The sequence below is a fragment of the Halopseudomonas maritima genome (genome assembly GCF_021545785.1).
Lineage (GTDB): Bacteria > Pseudomonadota > Gammaproteobacteria > Pseudomonadales > Pseudomonadaceae > Halopseudomonas > Halopseudomonas maritima.
Genome location: NZ_CP079801.1, coordinates 2,397,947 through 2,418,335, shown reverse-complemented (window position 1 = coordinate 2,418,335; position 20,389 = coordinate 2,397,947). Strand labels below are relative to the sequence as shown.

Sequence of the window (20,389 nt, the reverse complement as noted above, 5' to 3'; positions counted from 1 at the left end):
CAAGGCCTTTCGGGCAGACTGATTTTCGACTGGAACACGCATCTGTCCGGCCTTCCGCAAGGAACTGGCTGGATTTTTGCGTTTATGGTCCACTTGAGCGTCGCGCGCCTACCAGACCGCGCTGCCGCACAGGACAGACAGGTAGATGGCCGGACTTATCCCGCAAGGCTTCATTGACGACTTGCTCGCCCGTACCGACATTGTCGAGACGGTCGGCTCGCGCCTGAAGCTTAAAAAGACCGGCAAAAACTACTCCGCTCTGTGCCCGTTCCATAACGAAAAGTCGCCGTCGTTCAGCGTCAGCCCCGACAAACAGTTCTACTACTGCTTTGGCTGCGGGGCCGGCGGCAACGCGCTCGGCTTCGTGATGGACTTCGATCGCCTGGAATTCCCCCAGGCGGTAGAAGAACTCGCGCGCCAGGCTGGCGTAGAAGTGCAGTACGAAGAGCGCAGCGACAAGCGACAGGGTCCGCGCACGCCACGCAAGGACAACCCGCTCTACGCCCTGCTTGAACAAGCTGCAGCCTACTACCGCCAGCAGTTGCGTCAGCACCCGCAGCGCCAGCGCGCGGTGGGCTACCTGAAAGGGCGCGGCCTGTCCGGCCAGATCGCCAAACTGTATGACCTCGGCCTGGCACCACCTGGCTGGGACAATCTGATGTCACATCTGGCCCGCGACACCAGCGAGGAAAAGGCGCTGATCGAGGCCGGCCTGGTGGTCGAGAATCCGGATAGCGGCAAGCGCTACGACCGCTTTCGTGACCGCATCATGTTCCCGATCCGCGACAGTCGCGGCCGGGTCATCGGTTTTGGCGGCCGGGTGCTGGGCGACGAAAAGCCCAAGTACCTGAACTCGCCCGAGACCACGGTATTTCACAAAGGCCAGGAACTGTACGGCCTGTTTGAAGCCAAGCAGCAGAATCGCCAGCTAGAAGACATTCTGGTGGTCGAAGGCTATATGGACGTCATTGCCCTAGCCCAGCACGGCGTCACCAACGCCGTTGCCACCCTCGGCACAGCGACCAGTGAAGACCACCTCAAGCGCCTGTTCCGCCTGGTTCACAGCGTGGTGTTCTGCTTTGACGGTGACCGCGCCGGCCGCCAGGCAGCCTGGCGCGCCCTGAACGCCGCCCTGCCGGTACTGGAAGACGGCCGTCATGTGCGTTTTCTGTTCCTGCCGGACGGACAGGACCCGGACAGCATGATCCGCGAAGAAGGCACCGACGCCTTCCGCCGCCGCCTGAGCCGCGACGCGCAGCCGCTGACCGACTACCTGTTCAGGCACCTGGCCGAAGAGGCCGGCGCCGACAGCCTGGAAGGCAAGGCCCACATGGCCGCCCTGGCGCTGCCACTGATCGAGCAGGTGCCTGGCAGCCTGTTGCGCCGACTGCTGCGTCAGTCACTGCAACAACAGACCGGCGTCGACCTCGATGACGTCATACCGGCCAGCCTGCCGGACGAGGCGCCAGCAGCCACCCAGGACGCCCCCAGTTACGACGACCTGCCTGCCGGCGCCTGGGATGACTGGAGCGAACGCGAGGCACCGGACCAGGACTACTACCTGCCCGAAGACATGGGCAGCCCGCCACCGCCACAGCAGGGCAAAGGCAAGAGCAAGGACTGGGGTGAAGGCCGCCAGAAATGGCGCAAAGATCGCCCGCGCGATGCCCGGCCGGAAGGACACAAAGGACCACGCCGCGCAGTTGACAGCCCACTACTGCAAGCAGTGCGCACACTGCTGCATCACCCGCATCTGGCGGCGCACGTGCAGCAGGCCAATCAGCTGGCAGATGAGAACGAAGACGAAGCGCGACTATTGGTTGCACTGATCGAGGCAGCGCAGAAACAGCCAGGGCTGACTACAATTGAGCTACTGGCGCGCTGGCACGGCACCGCCCTCGGCGAGCAGCTGAACCGCCTGGCGGAACAGGAGTGGCTGCTGAATATTCCCAGCGCCAACCTTGAACAACAGTTTTTCGACACCATTAACAGATTATCCGCTCGACAATCCGAGCGACGCATCGAACAGCTCCTCGACAAATCGGTCCAAGAACCGCTCAGCAACGAGGAAAAGCAACAGCTACGGGACCTTCTGAACAGCCGCAACATGGCGAAAGGCGACAGCTGACAGCCTCTTCAAGTGGCGTCGGCAGCTGAAATCAGGGTATAATCCGCAGCTTACTTTTTTGCACACCAAGGCATCCACAAGGGTTGTTATGTCCGGAAAAGCGCAACAGCAATCCCGTCTCAAAGAGCTCATCGCGCGTGGTCGCGAACAGGGCTATCTGACCTATGCGGAGGTCAACGATCACCTGCCCGAGGATATCTCCGATCCGGAGCAGGTGGAAGACATTATCCGCATGATCAACGACATGGGCATCACGGTGTTCGAAGCAGCACCTGACGCCGATGCGCTGTTGCTGGCTGACAATGACGCCGACGAAGCTGCTGCCGAAGAGGCCGCTGCCGCCCTCGCCGCCGTTGAAACCGACATCGGCCGCACCACTGACCCGGTGCGCATGTACATGCGTGAGATGGGTACCGTCGAACTGCTGACCCGCGAAGGCGAGATCGAAATCGCCAAACGCATCGAGGAAGGCATTCGCGAGGTCATGGCCGCTATCTCCATGTTCCCCGGCACGGTCGACGACATCCTCGCCGACTACGCTCGCGTGGTCGAAGAAGGTGGCCGTCTGTCGGATATCTTCAGCGGTTATATCGACCCCGATGACGATGGCATGTCCGGCACCGACAACGCCGAAATCCCCGCCGCCAAAGCCAAGGACCAGAAAAAGTCCGAGGACGACGACGAGGATGAAGACGACAGCGACGATGACAGCGATGACGACAACGAAGGCGACGGCGGCCCGGACCCGGAAGTAGCCCGTCTGCGTTTTGGCGCGATCGAAGAGCAACTGCAGAAGCTGCACAAGGTGCTGAAGAAGCACCCGCGCAACAACCCCAAAGTGGTTGCCGAGCAGGAAGCCCTGGCGACCCTGTTCATGCCGATCAAGCTGATTCCCAAGCAATACGAAGCGCTGGTGACCCGCGTGCGTGGCGCCCAGGATCAGGTCCGCCAGCAAGAACGTGCCATCATGCAGTTGTGTGTGCGCGATGCCCGTATGCCGCGTGCCGATTTCCTGCGCAGCTTCCCCGGCAACGAAATCAACGAAGGTTGGGTGGACGAACTGCTGGCCGACAAGCCGCGTTACAGCGAAGGTCTCGAAGCACTCAAGGGCGACATCCTGCGCGCGCAGAAGAAGCTGGCCGAGCTGGAAGAAGCGTCTCGTCTGACCATCTCCGAGATCAAGGACATCAACCGCCGCATGTCCATCGGTGAAGCCCGTGCCCGCCGCGCCAAAAAGGAAATGGTCGAGGCTAACCTGCGTCTGGTTATCTCCATCGCCAAGAAGTACACCAACCGTGGCCTGCAGTTCCTTGACCTGATCCAGGAAGGCAACATCGGTCTGATGAAGGCCGTGGACAAGTTCGAATACCGTCGCGGCTACAAGTTCTCGACCTATGCTACCTGGTGGATCCGTCAGGCGATCACCCGCTCGATTGCCGACCAGGCGCGCACCATCCGTATTCCGGTGCACATGATCGAGACGATCAACAAGCTCAACCGTATCTCCCGCCAGATGCTGCAGGAGATGGGTCGCGAGCCGACCCCGGAAGAGCTGGGCGAGCGCATGGAAATGCCTGAGGACAAGATCCGCAAGGTATTGAAGATCGCCAAGGAACCGATCTCGATGGAAACCCCCATCGGTGACGATGAAGACTCGCATCTGGGCGACTTTATCGAAGACGGCACCATGGAATCGCCGATCGACTCGGCCACCGTGGAAAACCTCAAGGAAGCGACACGCGATGTCCTGTCCGGCCTCACAGCCCGTGAAGCCAAGGTCCTGCGTATGCGCTTTGGCATCGACATGAACACCGACCACACGCTGGAAGAGGTTGGTAAGCAGTTCGATGTTACCCGTGAGCGGATTCGTCAAATCGAAGCCAAGGCGCTGCGCAAGCTGCGCCACCCCACCCGCAGCGATCACCTGCGCAGCTTCCTCGACGAGTAAGCGCACAGTATGCGGTTACAACGCCCGGCCTTGAGCCGGGCGTTTTGTTTGTGCTTTCTGCTACAGTGCCACAGCCAAGAACAACCATGTCGGCTTGTGAGCATCAGGATATGCGCCATCAGAACCATCTGTACGTCTGGGACGACCGCTTTCTCTACATTACTGCCGGCATGGCATCGGATCTGACCCAGCGTCATACCGTGACCCTGCTGATCGCCCTTGATTCACCCGGCTTTGTACTCGGTGACGGCAACGGCCGTCGCCAACGCTACCAGGCAGCTCTGGTCTCGCGGCAAACCTCGCGCTCGCTGGAAACGCTCGACTCCGCCCTGCTTTCGCTGAATTACGACCCGCAAAGCTACGAATTTCACGCCCTGTCACACTTTCTCGGCAAGCAATCAGTCAGGCCGGTGATTCTGCAGCCAGGCAGCCTGCGTGAGAATGAGTTGTGTCGTATTGGCCAGGGCACCTGCAGCCGGGACCTGCTGTTCCGCCTGACCACCCGCGTGCCGAGGGCCATCAGCGGCTACCAGCCGATCAGCTTCAACATGGACATACGTGCGCTGCATATCGCCCAGAAGATCAAGCGCGAACTCCCCCTGACCAGCACCGTTGCCGAGCTGGCTGACGAGGTCGGCCTGTCTGCCGACCGCCTGTCTCACCTGTTCTCTGAAAAACTGGGGCTGTCGATCAAAAGCTACATCCTCTGGGCCCGCATGCGCCGGGCAGTCGAGCTGATCGCCCAGGGTGAGCCCCTGTCCGCAGTGGCCTACGACGTCGGTTTTGCCGACTCGGCGCACCTGACCCGCACCCTCAAGCAGTTCTTTGGCCTGACCCCCTCCTACGTCGCCAAGGCTGTGCACGTGCACATGCTGTGACGGGCGGTTACCTCACCCATCGTTTCCTGCCGGGCTTTACCACAGCAAATAGCCGCTGCGTTCAAGTCCTGCGTGCGCAACCGCCCTAATGTGGTGCACAGGCATCCGCCTGAACCAATAAAAACAAGAGGACGTGACTATGCAGTACACCCGATCGGCCTGCCTGTTGGCGGCCGCCCTGCTTGTGTCTGGCTGCAAGATTGGAGGGAGTGGCGGAGACAGTGACAACGACAGCCCCCCCTCGTACAGCGCCACCATCGAACGCACCACCTACGGCATTCCGCACATCAGCGCCGACACCATTGGCAGCGCCGGCTATGGCCATGGCTATGCCATTGCCGAGGACAACCTGTGCGTGCTGGCCGACGCCTACGTGACCTTCAATGGCGAGCGCTCGCGCTACTTCGGCCCGGACGAACAGGCCGCCATCATGGGCACCTTTGGTACGCCGACCAATCTGGAAGCCGATTTCTTCTTCCGCCTATTGCTCGACGAGCAGCAACTGGACAACTTCACCACCGCGCAACCTGACGACCTGCTGGAGCTGAGCGCAGGCTTTGCCGCTGGCTACAGTCGCTACGTCGAGGAGATTCAGGACGGCCAGCACCCCGACCGCCATCTGGATTGCCGTAACGCCGAGTGGCTGACCAGCATCACTGAGGCCGACGTACTGCGCCGTCTGGTAGCGCTCAATCTGGCCGCCAGCAGCGCCAACTGGGTTGAGGAAATCGCCAGCGCCCAACCGCCAGCGGCCGCTGCCCGCATGCTGCGCAGCCTGCCCAGCGATGAACTGGAAATCGAGTCGGACCGCTTCCTGCTCGGCCGCGAGGCCGGCATCGGCAGCAACACCTTTGCCTTTGGCGCCGACGCCACCGAATCCGGCGGCAGCCTGCTGTTCGCCAACCCGCACTGGTATCTGCTGGGCGTTGACCGCTTCTATCAGGTACACATGACCGTGCCGGGCGTCATGGATATCTCCGGCGCCGCCATCATGGGCGCCCCCATGGTGCTGATGGGCTTCAACGACAACGTGGCCTGGGCACATACCGTGTCTACCGCCCGGCGCTTTACGCTGTACCAGCTGCAACTGGCAAGCGGCGATCCGACCAGCTACGTGCAAGACGGCCAGAACGTCGCCATGACACCGGTAGAGATCACCGTGCAGGTGCAGCAGGATGACGGCAACCTGCTGCCGGTCACGCGCACCCTGTACCGCTCCGAGTATGGCCCCATGATCAACCTGAGCGGGCTCGGCCTGCCTGCCTGGGGAAATCAGGTCGCCTATACCCTGCGGGACGCCAACCTGGAAAACACCCGCGCCTTCCAGAATTTCTTCGCCTGGGACCAGGCCGAGTCGCTGGACGACTTCTACAACATCACCCGCGAGCACGTGGGCATTCCCTGGGTCAACACCACGGCCATTGGGCGCGGCGACCCACGCGCGCTGTATTCGGACATCACCGTGGTGCCCAACGTACCGGACAGCATGCTGGCCAACTGCCTGGTACCGGGTCTGGGTCAAGCCGTCATGGCACTGGCACCCGGCTTACCGCTGCTGGACGGCAGTCGCGCCGCCTGCGACTGGCAGACCGATGCCGACTCGGCGCAGCCTGGCGCCTTTGGCCCCGACAACCTGCCCAGCCTGTTCAGCCGCGACTACGTCGCCAACATGAACGACAGCTACTGGCTCAGCAACCCGGAGAGCCCGCTGACCGGCTACGCCGGCATCATCGGTCGTGAGGATTATGAGCAGAGCCTGCGTACCCGCATGGGCCACACGCTGGTGCGTGACCGCCTGAACGCGGCCGACGGCTTGAATGGGTTTCTGGCCTCCAGCGAGAACCTGCGGCAGATCGTGCTCAACAGTCGGGTCTACAGCGCCGAACGCCTGAAGGACAGCGTGCTTGGCGTGGTGTGTGATGCCAATGGCCCGGAGCGCGAACAACAGGCCTGTCAGATTCTCGCCAGCTGGAACGATACCGGCAACCTCGACACCGTGGGTGCGCATATCTGGACTGCGCTGTGGAGTCGCATCGAAGACCTCGACCTGTACGCCACGCCGTTTGACGCCAACGACCCGATCAACACACCCGACGGCCTGAGTGCCGACAGCACGCTGCACGATCAGCTCAAAGTCGCCTTCACCGAGACGCTGGCCGACCTTGAGAGCCGCAACATTGCGCTCAATGCGCCACTGCGCGAGGTGCAGTTCTACCTCAAGCCCGGCGAGCAGATTCCGCAATATGGCGGCGAAGGCAATGAGGGCTACTTCACGGTGCTGCGCAACTCCTACATGCATATTGTGGAGTTTCCGGACGGCGAACCGGTCAGGGCTTTCACGCTGCTGAGCCACGCCCAGTCGACTGATCCGACCAGCCCGTACTACGCAGACTACACCCAGGCCTACGCTGACAAGCAGTGGCTGGCCTTCCCCTATACCGCAGACGATATTGCTGCCAACCTGCAGAGCAGCATGCAGATCAGCGAGTAATCATCTGACCGGGTCAAGACTGGAGGATGGCAAACACCGCCAGCCTTGCTCCCGGCAACCTGACACTGCGCCCAGTCGGTCGGCTGGGCATTTGTCCCTGTGGCGGACTAAACTAGCAAACTAATATCGCTACGCCATGGATGCAGGGTCTCCGCTGAATGAACGCCGCTACAGGACGTATCGCCCTCCTGGTTATTGCTGGCGCTGGCTGTCAGACCGCCGTCGCCGCACCAGCCCAGAATCTGCCGGTATCCCAGGTGGGCATGCTGCTGTTGTCGTGCCTGCTGTTGCTGACCGCGCATGGGCTCAACCAGCTGCGTCGACGGGCCGAGCAGCGACACCGCAACGCCTTGCAACTGCTGGACCATCAGGAGCGGCGCTACCGCAGCCTGGTCGAGAACCTGCATGTGGTCACCTGGGAAATGTCGTTCCCGTCTCTACGCTTTACCTACGTTTCACCGCACGCAGCAGACCTGCTTGGCGTGCCTGCCAGCGACTGGCTGGAGCCAGACTTCCTTGCACGCCATGTGCATCCGGACGACAGCGCGCGCGTGCACGCACAACTCAAGCAGCAGGCGTGCTGCGGACAGGGCCATAACTTTGAGTGCCGCCTGCTGCACCAGGACGGCAGCACGCGCTGGGTACGCGCAGTGGTCAACAGCATCAGCAGCGAGGAATACGAAGCGCTGGCGCTGCAGGGACTACTGATCGACATTCAGGAGCAGAAACACACCGAACAGGCGCTGCGCACCTCACAGCACAAGTTTGCCTCGGTTTTTCACAACTGTCCGGATGTGATCGTGCTGGCCGATGCCCGGGATGGCCGCTTGCTGTCGGTCAACCACACCTTTGAAGATCAGTTCGGCATTGCCACAGCGGACGCCATCGGCAAGACCGCGACAGAACTGGGCCTCTGGGCAGAACCAGGCAGCGGCCCACGGCAGCTCAAACACCTCAACAGCCACGCCGGGAGCAATCTGGAAGTCTGTTTCCGTCGCCCGGACGGCGACGAATTTGTCGGGTTGCTGTCGTCCAAACCGGTCAGCCTGGAAGAGCGGGACATTCTGGTGGTGATCATGCGCGATATCTCCGCCCTCAAGCTGACGCAGGAGCAGTTGCGATTGTCGGAGCAGAAGTTCTCCCGCGCCTTCCACGCCTCGCCCGACGGGCTGTTGATCAGCCGCGCCTGCGACGGCATGCTGCTGGACGTCAATGAAGGCTTTACCCGCATCACCGGGTATAGCCGTGCGCAAGCCGTCGGGCGCTCTAGCCTGTCACTGCATCTGTGGCGCGATAGCGCCGACCGCGGGCAGATGCTCGAGACCCTGCGCCGAGACGGCCGGGTGCGCAACATGCTTTCGCAAATCACCACCGCCAACGGCGAGGTGCGTCAGGTAGAGATCAGTACCGAGGCGATCAGCGTGGACAATCAGGAGTGCATGCTCAGCATCGCTCGCGACGTCACCGAGCGATTGGCGATGGAAAGCTCACTGCGACAAGCCGCAACGGTGTTTGAAAACACCAACGAAGGTGTTCTGATTACCGACGATGAGGCGCGCGTGGTCGCCGTCAACCAAGCCTTCAGCCGCATCACCGGCTATCCCGCTGAGGAGCTGCTCGGCCACCCCCTCAGCGTGCTGGCCGGCACTACCGAAGACCAGCAGGTCATCGAGCAGGCCACACTCGCACTGGCCGAACACGGCCAGTGGCAAGGGGAAACCTGGAACCGCCGCGCCAACGGCGAGCTATATGCCGCCTGGGTCAATATAAGCCAGGTGCTCAACGTCGATGGTTCTCTCAACCACCTGGTCGCGGTATTCAGCGACATCACGCCCCTGAAACAGACCCAGGCCAGACTGGACCACCAAGCGCATCACGACCCATTGACCGGCCTGCCCAACCGCACGCTATTTGAAGCCCGCCTGCGCGATGCCCTGCACACCCAGCAACTGGACGAACACAACGGCATGGGCGCGCTGCTGTTTATCGACCTGGACCGCTTCAAGCAGATCAACGACAGTCTTGGCCACCCGGTCGGCGACAGTCTGCTGCAATCCGTCAGCCAGCGCCTGTGCTCGGTACTGCGAGACTTCGATACCGTCGCGCGCCACGGCGGCGACGAGTTCATTGTGCTGCTACCCAAGCTCCACAGCGACGACGACGCGGCGGCCATCGCCGACAAGCTGCTGGCGGTATTCCGCCGCCCCTTCCTGTGTGCTGCCCACGAGTTCTTTGTCAGCGCCAGTATCGGTATCAGCCTGTTCCCCGGCGATGCCAATGACGTCAACAGCCTCATCAAGCATGCCGATGCGGCCATGTATCGGGCCAAGAATCAGGGCCGTAATCGCTACGCCTTTTACACCAAGGACCTGACCGCCGCCGCCCAGCGTCGCATGGAAATGGAGAACGACATGCGCCGCGGGCTGGAGCGCGGCGAATTCATCCTCTATTACCAGCCCAAACAGGATCTGGGCAGCGACCGCCTCAACGGCCTCGAAGCGCTGGTACGCTGGCAGCACCCGCAACGCGGCCTGGTGGAGCCCGACCAGTTTATTCCGCTAGCCGAAGAAACCGGGCTGATCGTGGACCTCGGCCGCAACATTCTCGACTCGGCCTGCGCCCAGATCGCCGCCTGGCGTCAGGCCGGGTTGCAGCTGCCACCCACCGCCATCAATGTGTCAGGCGTACAGCTGGTCGGCACTCAGTTGGTCGGCGACCTGCGACGGGCGCTGTCCCGCCACGCTATCCCCGCCAGTCTGCTGGAACTGGAAATCACCGAGGACTTTGTGATGAACCAGAACCGCGACGCCATCCGCTTGCTGGAGCTGTTCCGCGACATGGGCATAAAACTGGCGATCGATGACTTTGGCACCGGCTACTCCTCGCTCGCCTACCTCAAGGCGCTGCCGCTGGACACCCTGAAAATCGACCGCAGCTTTGTCTCGGGCCTGCCGGACAATCATCACGACGCCGCCATCAGCCAGACCATCATTGTGCTGGCACACAACCTGGGCATGGCCGTGATCGCAGAGGGCGTGGAGACGGAAGAACAGCGTTTGCTACTGCGCGATCAGGGTTGTGACAGTATCCAGGGTTACCTGATCAGCCCACCGCTGCCGGCCGACGAGCTTGCCGCCCGCTTCCTGAGTCAGGCGCCTAGTCACCAGCCGTCACAGCCCGTATAATCCATCGCGCTATAAAAGCAAGGGCCTATAGCTCAGTTGGTTAGAGCAGGCGACTCATAATCGCTTGGTCCCAGGTTCAAGTCCTGGTGGGCCCACCACTTCCCCTGCTGTTTCCTCCCACATGTTCTTGCACCCATAGGTTGGCCGCCTTGGCCACACTATGGTAACAATCGCGACCTCAGTTGACCGACCCGCCTGCTTCCCAACGCGCTGCCGCCCAAGCAGATGAATAGCGTCAACCGCGGACAGCTCCCGCTATCATCAGCTCTGCTGCCATCAAGCGAGCAACGCGATTATGGTTGGCGGTTGCACCTTCGGATAGAAGATCCTCATGCATGCGCGGTGCACCTATTGCACCGCGACTATCCCCATGCATCTCACGAATACGCTTTATCAGGCGCGCATTATCCTCAGTGCGTGGACTTGGCTCGCGAGCCTGCCAGTCGTAATAGCCACTGGCAGACACCTTCAAACAACCGCACATCAGTCGGGCTGGGTACTCGTTGCAGCAGCGCTGGATCACCGAGTGCCGTTCGATGACGCCCTGACAAAGTACGCTGCCGCGTCTTTTAAAGAGTCACGCTCCTTGGTCACTTGGCCCAGTTCTATAGCCAGCATTCAACTTTTTGGCCCTTTGCCAAGCGTGTGAAGCAACGTATTTCTCAGCCAGCTATTGGCAGGACTCTTCTCTCGCTCCCGATGCCAGAACAGGTGCAGCTCGACCGCTGGGATAGCGATCGGCAACGGATGAATATGATTTCCGGTCAGCGCATTGGCAGCGAGCGCAAGGCTGCGCGGAATGGTCAGGAGTAGGTCGCCAGCGGCAACCAGGTGGCAAGCCGATTGGTAGTGTTGACAACGCGCCAGCACGCGGCGCTCGATACCCTGGCGGGTTAGCTCCCAGTCCTCAAGACTACGCCCGGTGCGGCGGGCCGAGACGGTGACATGACCAGCCGCAAGATAGGCCGCACGGTCGATAGGAGCTGCCGTGCTACTAAGCACCACAAACTCATCTCTGGTTAGCGGCGCATGCTGCAATGACTCCTCTGCAGCCTGCGCCACGTCGATAGCACAGTCCAGCCGACCAGTGGCTAAGTCCGCGCGCAGGGTCGGTCGGTTGACCCGCACGCTGGCGATCCGCAAACCTGGCGCTTCGCGCTGAAGGCCGGCCGCAAACACCGGAAGCAGGATAGGCTCGATCTCGTCATTCATCGCCAGGATGACCTGCTCGATGTCGCGGGCAGGGTCGAAGCTGGCCCCACGATCGACGGCGCGCTCGAAGAAGCTCAACCCATCCTCGATATCCGGCCACATCTTCATGGCCAGGGCGGTCGGCACCACGCCTTGTGCCTCCCGAACGAACAATGGATCGTCCAGTTGCTGACGCATACGCGCCAGCGCATGGCTAACCGCCGATTGACTGATGCACAGTCGCTCTGCCGCGCGGGTCAGATTACGTTCCCGGTAGATCACGGCGAAAACCCGAAACAGGTTTAGGTCGAGCCGAGCAATGTGATCGAAGACATTATCTTTATTCATAACCTGAGATGAAGATATATCACTTCACTCATCATACAGCACACCCTAGGCTCGCGTTACCCCATAGGCCACTCACACTGGAGTATCGCCATGCATTTTGATCTCAGCCCCAAGGGCCAGGATTATCTCAATCGCGTCAGGGCTTTCATCAAAAACGAAATCGAGCCCGTCGAAGCCGAATTCTGGAGCGAAGTGGCCGCCTCCTGCCCCGACGGAGACTGGCGCCAGTGGCAGGTACCAGCGATCCTCGAAGAGCTCAAGACCAAGGCGCGTGCCCAAGGCTTGTGGAATATGTTCCTGCCCGACGAAACCCTGGGTGCTGGCTTGTCGATCAAGGACTACGCGCTGATCGCCGAGCAGACCGGCCGCAGCCTGCTGGCCCCCACCGTGTTCAACTGTAACGCACCGGACTCCGGCAACATGGAGGTGCTCTGGCGTTATGGCAGCGAAGCGCAGAAGCAGCGCTGGCTGATGCCGCTGCTGGCCGGTGAGATCCGCTCGGTGTTCTGCATGACAGAACCGCAAGTGGCCTCCTCCGATGCCACCAACATGCAGGCCACCGCGATAGTCGAAGGCGACGAGATTGTGCTGAACGGACGCAAGTGGTGGTCCAGCGGCATCGGTGACCCACATGCCAAGGTGGCGATTTTCATGGCCCACACCCCGGATGCCAGCAAGGATCGCCACCACCAGCACTCCATGGTACTGGTACCGCTGGATGCACCAGGCGTGCAGATCGAACGCATGTTGCCAGTGTTCGGCGACTACGACGCGCCGCACGGTCACGGCGAGGTCAGTTTCAACAATGTAAGGGTGCCGCTTGACCACTTCATCGCCGGCCCCGGTAAGGGCTTCGAGATTGCCCAGGGCCGCCTCGGCCCAGGCCGCATTCACCATTGCATGCGTTGCATCGGTGCTGCGGAGAAGGCCCTTGAGCTAGCCATCGACCGTGGCATGCAGCGCGTGGCCTTCGGCAAGCCCTTGATGAGTCTGGGCGGTAACCGCGAGCGCATCGCCGAGGCGCGCATCGCCATTGACCAGGCCCGCCTGCTGACCCTCTACGCCGCCTGGAAAATGGACAGCGTAGGCACCTTCGCCGCCATGACCGAGATATCCGCAATCAAGGTGGTTGCTCCCAACGTACTGCAGCAGGTGGTCGACTTTGCCATCCAGATTCATGGTGGCGCTGGTGTCAGCCGCGACGTGCCGCTGACAGCCTTCTTCTGCCAAGCCCGCAGCCTGCGTCTTGCCGATGGCCCGGACGAAGTGCACAAGAGCGTCATCGCCAAGATGGAACTGGCCAAACGCAGCCACACCCGCTCAGAAGGCAAGAAACCAGCATGACAGTCATCGATCAGGGGGGCGCGGTGCGCCCCGGTGAGGAACTCGACATCGCGGCCGTGGATCACTGGTTGAAGCAGCAGGAGGGCTCGCTCGTCGGCACACCCAGAATCACCCAGTATTCAGGCGGTGCCTCCAACTGGACCTATCGCCTGGAATACGACAATCGTGACCTGATCCTACGTCGCCCTCCGGCCGGAACCAAGGCGGCGGGGGCGCACGACATGGCACGCGAATACAACCTCCAGGCGCGTCTCAAGGCTGTCTACCCAACGGTGCCGAGCATGGTCGCGCTGTGTCAGGATCCGTCTGTGATCGGATGCGACTTCTACGTCATGGAGCGCATCAGCGGCATCATTCCGCGAGCCAACTTACCCCGCGAGCTAGCCTTCACCGAGCCCCGCGTGCGCGAGCTGTGTTTGAACGTACTGGATCAACTGATCGCCTTGCATCAGGCAGACTACCGCGCCGCCGGCCTCGAATCGCTAGGTAAGGGCGACGGCTACTGCCGGCGTCAGGTCGAAGGCTGGGATGGTCGCTACCAGAAGAGCCTGACCTGGAACGTACCGCGATTTCGCAAGGTGCGCGCCTGGCTAAAAGACAACATCCCAGAGGACAGCCGCACCTGCCTCATTCACAACGATTGGCGCTTCGATAACGTGGTGCTGTCTGCCCAGCAACCGACCCGGGTGATCGGCGTGCTGGATTGGGAGCTGGCGACGCTGGGCGATCCGCTGATGGACCTGGGCACCATGCTGGCCTACTGGGTGCAGGCCGATGACAACGTCGTGCTGCGCTCGGCCAGGCGTCAGCCCACGCACCTGCCTGGCATGCTGACACGCCAGGAGGTAATCGACTACTACCTTGAAAAAACCGGGATGAAGGCCGAGAACTGGGTGTTCTACGAGGTCTTTGGGCTGTTCCGCCTGGCGGTCATAGTCCAGCAGATCTACTATCGCTATCACCATGGCCAAACCGACAATCCGGCTTTCAAACGCTTCTGGCTGATGGTGCATGCCTTACACCTGCGCTGCCGACAGTTGATACGCCAAAGCGCGAGAGGCTGACATGGCGCACCTGATTCCGGCCCGCCGTGCCCAGTCGCTCGGCGCTGTCGACTACGACTGCCTGTCGATCACGGGAAACGAGCAGGCCGGCCGCATCGGCAAGCAGCACCTGCTGAGCCGCAATGAACACTCGCACTTTCGCGGGCACCACCACCATCTGCTGACCTGGCGCTGAGCGCGGGATACGAAGAGACCTACATGACTCAATCACGCAAGACTGTGCTGATCACCGGCGCCAGTTCCGGGCTGGGCGCCGGCATGGCCCGCCAGTTCGCCGCACGCGGCTACCACCTGGCCCTCTGCGCCCGACGCACCGAACGGCTGCTGGAACTGAAAGCGGAGCTGAGCGGAGCCTATGGCGTACAGGTCGAAGTGCTGGCGCTGGACGTCAACGACCACGAGCAGGTGTTCGCCGTATTTGAAGACTTCGCCCAGCGCTTTGGCCACCTCGACCGGATCATCGTGAATGCCGGCATCGGTGAGGGTCGGCGCATCGGCAGCGGCCATTTCGCCACCAACAAGCGCACCGCCGAAACCAACTTCGTCGCCGCCCTGGCCCAGTGCGAAGCTGCCGTGACCATCTTCCGCCGACAGAACAGTGGGCATCTGGTGGTTATCTCCTCCATGAGTGCGATGCGTGGCTTGCCCAAGCACCTGACCACCTATGCCGCCAGCAAGGCCGCCGTGGCCCACTTGGCCGAGGGCATCCGCGCCGAGCTGCTGCACACGCCGATCCGTGTCAGCACTCTCTACCCTGGCTATATCCGCACAGAACTCAACGCCGGAGCGAAAAAGCTGCCCTTCGAGATTCCCGAAGAGCTGGGCTGCCAGTACCTGGTCAAGGCCATTGAGCGCCAGCCCGCCAAAGCCTGCGTGCCGGGCTGGCCCTGGGCGCTGATGGGTGTGGTGATGAAGGTTCTGCCACTGCGCTTGGTGGCACGCTTCAACTAAACTAGGACTCCCGCTAAGTACCGCAATACCGCGCCTGCGAGTGGTCGGCCGCCAGTCGACGCGCCCAGCAAGGGGCGCCGAGGCCGGACAGGCAGGCGCAGTGACCGCCTGCCTCGTGCGCGGCATGGCCTGCTGGTGGTCACGCACATTGCCCAGTACGCAGACCGATCATCCTTGGCATTGAGCACCGGTAGCGGGTTGCAGCTTGGCCATGGCGCCCTCCCAGTACAAAAAAAACGGGATGGTCGGCTGTCGCCTCGACCATCCCGCAAAGCCGGAAAATCGCATAATCGATGCTGACGCCCAATCGAGCGATGCTCCCCGACCCTATCCGCCAGGCGGCTATACGCTATCCAGCAGGACAGCATATGGCCGGCCCGAGCCGAGCAATCGGAAAGAGGCAAGCTGCGGACTTTACGCCCGCAGTTGCGCCCTGAGTATCTTGCCGATGGGCGACTTGGGCAGCTGCTCGCGGAACTCGATACGCTTGGGCACCTTATAGGCCGTCAACCGCTCGCGGCAGTGACGAATGATCGCCTCACCGTCGAGGCCCGGCCGGTGCAGTGCGACAAAGGCACACAGCGCCTCGCCCGTGACATCGTCGGCGATGCCGATCACCGCCACTTCGCTGACATCCGGATGCTCGGCAATCGCGTCTTCCACCTCATTGGGATAGACGTTGAAGCCGGAAACCAGAACCATGTCCTTCTTGCGGTCGACGATGCGGACATAACCCTCTTCGTCCATCACCGCGATATCGCCGGTACAGAGCCAGCCGTCAACGAACGCCTCACGGGTTTCATCCGGACGATTGAGATAGCGCTCGATGATGTGCGGCCCACGCACCAGCAGTTCGCCTGGAGTACCGGGTGGCAGTTCACGCCCGTCGGCATCCGCGATACGCACTTCGCTGCCGGGCAGCGGCAAGCCAACAGTGCCGGCTCGCTCCTTGGGGCCTGGTGGATTGAATGCCACAAAGCAGCAGCTCTCGGTCAGACCGTAACCTTCGAGAATCTGCCCAACAGTCGCGCGCCAGCGCTCGCCGGTCACCGGCCGTAGGGACGTGCCGCCGGATACGGCGAGCTTGAGTTTGGGCGGGTTGGCCTGGAACCAGGGCTCGGCCAGCAGGCCGGCATACAACGTGTCTACGCCGCTCATCCAGCGCACCGGAAACTTGTCAAAAGCCGGGAATACGTTAGCCAGAGGCCGCGGATTGGGGATCAGCAAGTTGCGCGCGCCACTACGGAAGAACAGCAGAAAGTTAAAGGTGAAGGCGAAGATGTGATAGAGCGGCGGGATGGTGGCGATGACATCGCCCGGCTCTACGTGGGCGTCGAAAGCGTTGACGTAATCCTCGGCCATGCGCAACACCGACAACAGGTTGGTATGGGTCAGTACCGCCCCCTTGCTGCGCCCTGTGGTACCACCGGTGTACTGATACAAAGCAACAGGGTGGAAACGCTCCTCACCCAGATCAAGTTGCTGGCCAATATCCAAAGCCTGCGCGAAACGCGCAAACGCCACCTCAGGCGTCAGATCATCACCTGCCTGTTCTGCGAGCTTCTGCTGAATGGCCTTGGCAATCGGCTCCGGGAAAAAGTCACTGAGGCTGGTCAGCACCAGCGCGACACCACGTTGTGCGACAACGGGCTCAGCGCGTTTGGCAAAGAGATCGCACGCTACCAGCAGCTTGGCACCACTGTCGGCCAGCTGCGCATCGAGCTCACGCTCGGTGTACATCGGGTTGACGTTGGTGACGATCAGACCAGCCTTCCAGGCCCCTAAAACAGCGATTGGGTAATGCAAGCTGTTCGGCAACTGCAAGGCCACCACCTCGCCGACCTGCAGCCCCTGCTCATGCAACAGGTAGGCGGCAAAGGCGCTGGACAGCCGGTCAATGTCGACAAAGGACAGATCGGCATGCAGCCCGTCGGGCAGCACTTGGGTAAATGCTGGCGCGCCAGCAAAACGCTCCGCACTCTCCCGAGCAAAAACCGCGAGACTGTCTGGCAGCGACTCAGTGTTGATTTGGTAGCCATGCAGGTGCGGCGGATAGTGTTTTTCCCAACGGTGGGCAGTGCTCATGCTCATTCTCCTGATTGTTGTAGTAGGGAACGCCGGGCGGAATAAACACCGCCCGCGCCTGCTCAGAGCAGGACTTCGATATCGCCGGTGGGAAACGCCACGCAGGAATAGATCCAGCCGAAGTCGCGGTCGGATTTGCGCAGGTGCGCCTCTTGCGGGTTGAACACAGAGCCCGTCACCAGCTTGACCCGACACAGGCTGCATTCGCCCGAACGGCAGGCGTTCTCGACGAAGTACCCGTTACGCTCCAGAGCGTTGAGCAGCGGCTCGCCGACCTTGCTGAGAAAGCTGCCACGGCCTTGCACCGTAACCTGCACCTCGTCGTCCAGGCTCACGCCTTCCGGCCAGCCCGGCTGCTCATGCGGTGCCTTGGGCGCGCCGTTGGCCTCGACGCGGATGCGCCGGCGGGCCACGCCCAACTCCGTAAGCAGCGCGACACAGCTGTCGTTGAACGGAGTCGGCCCGCAGATGTAGAACATCTTATTGCCGATCTCGCCCAGCAATTCCTCCAGCATGTCGCGGCTCAGGCGGCCGCTGCGGCCCGCGTAACCAGTCGGTGGACGTGAAATGACTTCGCTCATGGTGAAGTTGGCATGCCGCCCGGCCAACTCACGCAGTTGCTCGGCGAAAATCACATCATCGACATAGCTGTTTAGATAGATCAGGTGAAAGTGCTGCGGCAGGCCACGATCCAGAATATCCAGCAAGATGCTGCGCGCCGGGGCTCCGCCTGAGCCACCTGCAAGAAACACCAAATCGTCACCGTGAAACAGTGGATTATGGTGGAAGGTGCCCATAGGCCCCGAGCTGCTGAGGTGCTGCCCCACCTGTACACGATCGAGCAGGTAGTTGGAGACAAAGCCGTCCTTAGCCCGCTTAACGGTAAGGTCATAATACTCCCGCTGCGCTGGCGACGAGGACATGGCATAAGGCCGCGCCGTCTGCACCCCGTCGATGTCGACGAACAGGTTGATGTACTGCCCCGCCTGGAATGGCGGCAGCGCACGGCGGTCGGTCGCCACCAGGCGCAGCGTTTTAGTGCTGGGGGTGTCCTCGATAATCTCGGCAACTTCCAGCGCCAGACGTTTTGGGTGCAGCTGCACCACGGCGCTACCAACCTCGCCGCGAGCCTCGTAGAAGTCGCTACCACTTTGCTCCAGTGTCAACTTGGCGGCGGCAGCCTCAGCGTAGCCGGCAATCAGATTCAGGGCGTTTTGCTCAGACATGCTCCACCTCTTTGCTCTTCAGTTGCTTGAGCACCGCGCGTGCGGTGGACTCGCCAGCCATATAGGTCGGCTGGAAGCCGCCCATGGACGTCCATGAGCCAGCCATATACAAACCCGGTACGCTATCCAGACGCTCGCGCAGCAGCGCCGAATCCTGCGCGCTCTGCTGGAAGCCATAGATCGCACCACCTGGGGTGTTGAGGTAACGCATCATAGTCAGTGGCGTAGCCACCTCGACTTCCTCGATATGCTCGCGCACCTTCGGGTAGACCTTTTCGATCACCTCGATAAGCTTCTCCGCGAACTCGTACTTGGTCTGCGCATAGCGCTCCGGCGCCACCGCTTTCCACACATCGCCGTACTGCAGACAAACCAGCACCACCTGGCTCTTGCCCGCGGGCGCAGCGCTCGGATCTTCCAGGTTGTAGCAGGTCAACATGCCGCCCAGCGGCGGCTCGAAACTACCCATGCGCGCATGGATCTGTTCCTCGTCGAGGGTCTCGTAGATGAAGCTGGACGCGGTGGTTACGCCCAGCTCCTGCGGCGTGCAGTCCAGGCCGAGGTAGATGACAAAGGCCGAGGTGCCCATGCGCCGCGACTTGAAGTCCTGCTGGATTTTCAGCGGTGGACGGTCGAGGTCGAGCAATTCATTGAAGGTGATCAGCGGGCTGGCATTGGACACCACAGCATCGCAGCTGACCCGCTCGCCGCCTTCCAGGCTGACGCCGCAGACCCGGCCGTCCTCGGTGTGAATCTGCTCCACGCCACAGTTGAATCGCACTTCGCCGCCCGCCTCAAGGAAAGACTCGACCAGCGCAGTGGACATGGCCTGGGAGCCGCCCTTGATGTGCCAGGGTTTGAACACTGCGTAGGCGTAGAGCATGGTTGCCAGGTCGGCAAACGGCAGCATGCTCGGCGACACGCCCAGATACAGCCAGTAGGTAGCCAGAATGTTCTTCAGCTTGGCGTCGCTGAAGAACTCGTCCAGCACCTCGCGGGCCGGGCGGAAGCCGTACTGCACGTAGTACGGGCACATCGACTTGAGCATGTCCTCACTGTTGGCGCGACTGGCCTTTGGCAGGGTCATGAAGCTTTCCAGGGTGACCTTTTCGCAGACCAGCATGAAGCGCTCAATCGCCTCGCTTTCGCCCGGATACATGTCCTGCAGCAGACGGCGAATGCCCGACCAACTGGCTGGCAGGGTGACGTCCAACTCGCCGGGTACCACGAGGCGATAAAGCGCGTGCTCCTGGATGAATTCGACCTTATCCATCACCCCCAACTGGTCGAAGAACTTGCGCATCACAAACGGTTTTTCCTCGGTACCCAGGCCGCTGAGCTGATGCAACGCAACCTCGAACTCGAAGTTGCCACGTACGAAGGATGTAGCGCAGCCGCCCGGGATGTTGTGTCGCTCCACCAGCAGGGTGCGACTACCACCCCGCTGTAGTGCGGTCGCGGCGGTCAACCCGGCGTTACCGGCACCAATCACCACGGCATCGTAATGCTTCATATCCACCTCTAACTTATCATCGATAAGATTTGGTTAA

At 61.6% G+C, this 20,389-nt stretch carries 13 protein-coding genes, 1 tRNA gene and 1 pseudogene; 10 read left to right on the top strand and 5 right to left on the bottom strand.

The features are described from left to right. Nucleotides 1-145 precede the first annotated feature (145 nt). The 6 genes from dnaG to HV822_RS11065 all read left to right on the top strand — a co-directional run bounded on the left by dnaG (nucleotide 146) and on the right by HV822_RS11065 (nucleotide 10,728). Nucleotides 146-2,128, top strand: a complete 1,983-nt coding sequence (gene dnaG / locus HV822_RS11090) for a DNA primase (protein ID WP_238870046.1) — start codon at nucleotides 146-148, stop codon at nucleotides 2,126-2,128. An 88-nt stretch (nucleotides 2,129-2,216) separates the two neighbouring features. After that, the gene (gene rpoD, locus HV822_RS11085; protein WP_238870045.1) at nucleotides 2,217-4,076 is read left to right on the top strand and encodes an RNA polymerase sigma factor RpoD; all 1,860 of its coding nucleotides are present in this window, start codon (nucleotides 2,217-2,219) and stop codon (nucleotides 4,074-4,076) included. Between the two features lie 86 nt (nucleotides 4,077-4,162). After that, on the top strand, nucleotides 4,163-4,954 hold the full coding sequence (locus HV822_RS11080; RefSeq protein ID WP_238870044.1) for a helix-turn-helix transcriptional regulator: 792 nt from the start codon (nucleotides 4,163-4,165) through the stop codon (nucleotides 4,952-4,954). Between the two features lie 139 nt (nucleotides 4,955-5,093). Next, nucleotides 5,094-7,445: a penicillin acylase family protein gene (locus HV822_RS11075; RefSeq protein WP_238870043.1), complete on the top strand. Its 2,352-nt coding sequence runs from the start codon at nucleotides 5,094-5,096 to the stop codon at nucleotides 7,443-7,445. A gap of 158 nt (nucleotides 7,446-7,603) precedes the next feature. Beyond that, nucleotides 7,604-10,630 carry a bifunctional diguanylate cyclase/phosphodiesterase gene (locus HV822_RS11070; RefSeq protein WP_238870042.1) on the top strand — a complete coding sequence of 1,009 codons (3,027 nt, stop codon included), beginning with the start codon at nucleotides 7,604-7,606 and terminating at the stop codon, nucleotides 10,628-10,630. A gap of 21 nt (nucleotides 10,631-10,651) precedes the next feature. Beyond that, nucleotides 10,652-10,728 (top strand) — tRNA-Ile (locus HV822_RS11065). 167 nt (nucleotides 10,729-10,895) lie between these two features. On the opposite strand, the pseudogene HV822_RS11060 reads toward HV822_RS11065, so the two are convergent. Beyond that, nucleotides 10,896-11,236: pseudogene (locus tag HV822_RS11060) on the bottom strand (IS3 family transposase); the annotation flags it as partial. 12 nt (nucleotides 11,237-11,248) lie between these two features. Continuing rightward, nucleotides 11,249-12,169, bottom strand: coding sequence for a LysR family transcriptional regulator (locus HV822_RS11055; protein WP_238870041.1), 921 nt, complete (start codon nucleotides 12,167-12,169; stop codon nucleotides 11,249-11,251). Nucleotides 12,170-12,259: 90 nt separating this feature from the next. On the opposite strand from HV822_RS11055, the gene HV822_RS11050 reads away from it, so the two are divergent. The 4 genes from HV822_RS11050 to HV822_RS11035 are packed head-to-tail and all read left to right on the top strand — an operon-like array spanning nucleotide 12,260 to nucleotide 15,528. After that, nucleotides 12,260-13,513 carry an acyl-CoA dehydrogenase family protein gene (locus tag HV822_RS11050; RefSeq protein WP_238870040.1) on the top strand — a complete coding sequence of 418 codons (1,254 nt, stop codon included), beginning with the start codon at nucleotides 12,260-12,262 and terminating at the stop codon, nucleotides 13,511-13,513. Next, nucleotides 13,510-14,577, top strand: coding sequence for a phosphotransferase family protein (locus HV822_RS11045; protein WP_238870039.1), 1,068 nt, complete (start codon nucleotides 13,510-13,512; stop codon nucleotides 14,575-14,577). The genes HV822_RS11050 and HV822_RS11045 overlap by 4 nt, the downstream gene beginning before the upstream one ends. A 1-nt stretch (nucleotide 14,578) precedes the next feature. Beyond that, the gene (locus HV822_RS11040) at nucleotides 14,579-14,752 is read left to right on the top strand and encodes a hypothetical protein (RefSeq protein ID WP_238870038.1); all 174 of its coding nucleotides are present in this window, start codon (nucleotides 14,579-14,581) and stop codon (nucleotides 14,750-14,752) included. Nucleotides 14,753-14,775: 23 nt separating this feature from the next. Further along, the gene (locus HV822_RS11035) at nucleotides 14,776-15,528 is read left to right on the top strand and encodes an SDR family oxidoreductase (protein ID WP_238870037.1); all 753 of its coding nucleotides are present in this window, start codon (nucleotides 14,776-14,778) and stop codon (nucleotides 15,526-15,528) included. Nucleotides 15,529-15,942: 414 nt separating this feature from the next. On the opposite strand, the gene HV822_RS11030 is transcribed toward HV822_RS11035, so the two are convergent. From HV822_RS11030 to HV822_RS11020, 3 genes are all read right to left on the bottom strand, one after another. Next, on the bottom strand, nucleotides 15,943-17,613 hold the full coding sequence (locus HV822_RS11030) for an AMP-binding protein (protein ID WP_238870036.1): 1,671 nt from the start codon (nucleotides 17,611-17,613) through the stop codon (nucleotides 15,943-15,945). 62 nt (nucleotides 17,614-17,675) lie between these two features. Next, nucleotides 17,676-18,839 carry an FAD-binding oxidoreductase gene (locus tag HV822_RS11025; protein ID WP_238870035.1) on the bottom strand — a complete coding sequence of 388 codons (1,164 nt, stop codon included), beginning with the start codon at nucleotides 18,837-18,839 and terminating at the stop codon, nucleotides 17,676-17,678. Continuing rightward, a complete protein-coding gene (locus HV822_RS11020) occupies nucleotides 18,832-20,352 on the bottom strand; it encodes a phytoene desaturase family protein (protein WP_238870034.1) in 1,521 nt (506 codons plus the stop codon). The genes HV822_RS11025 and HV822_RS11020 overlap by 8 nt, the downstream gene beginning before the upstream one ends. Nucleotides 20,353-20,389 lie beyond the last annotated feature (37 nt).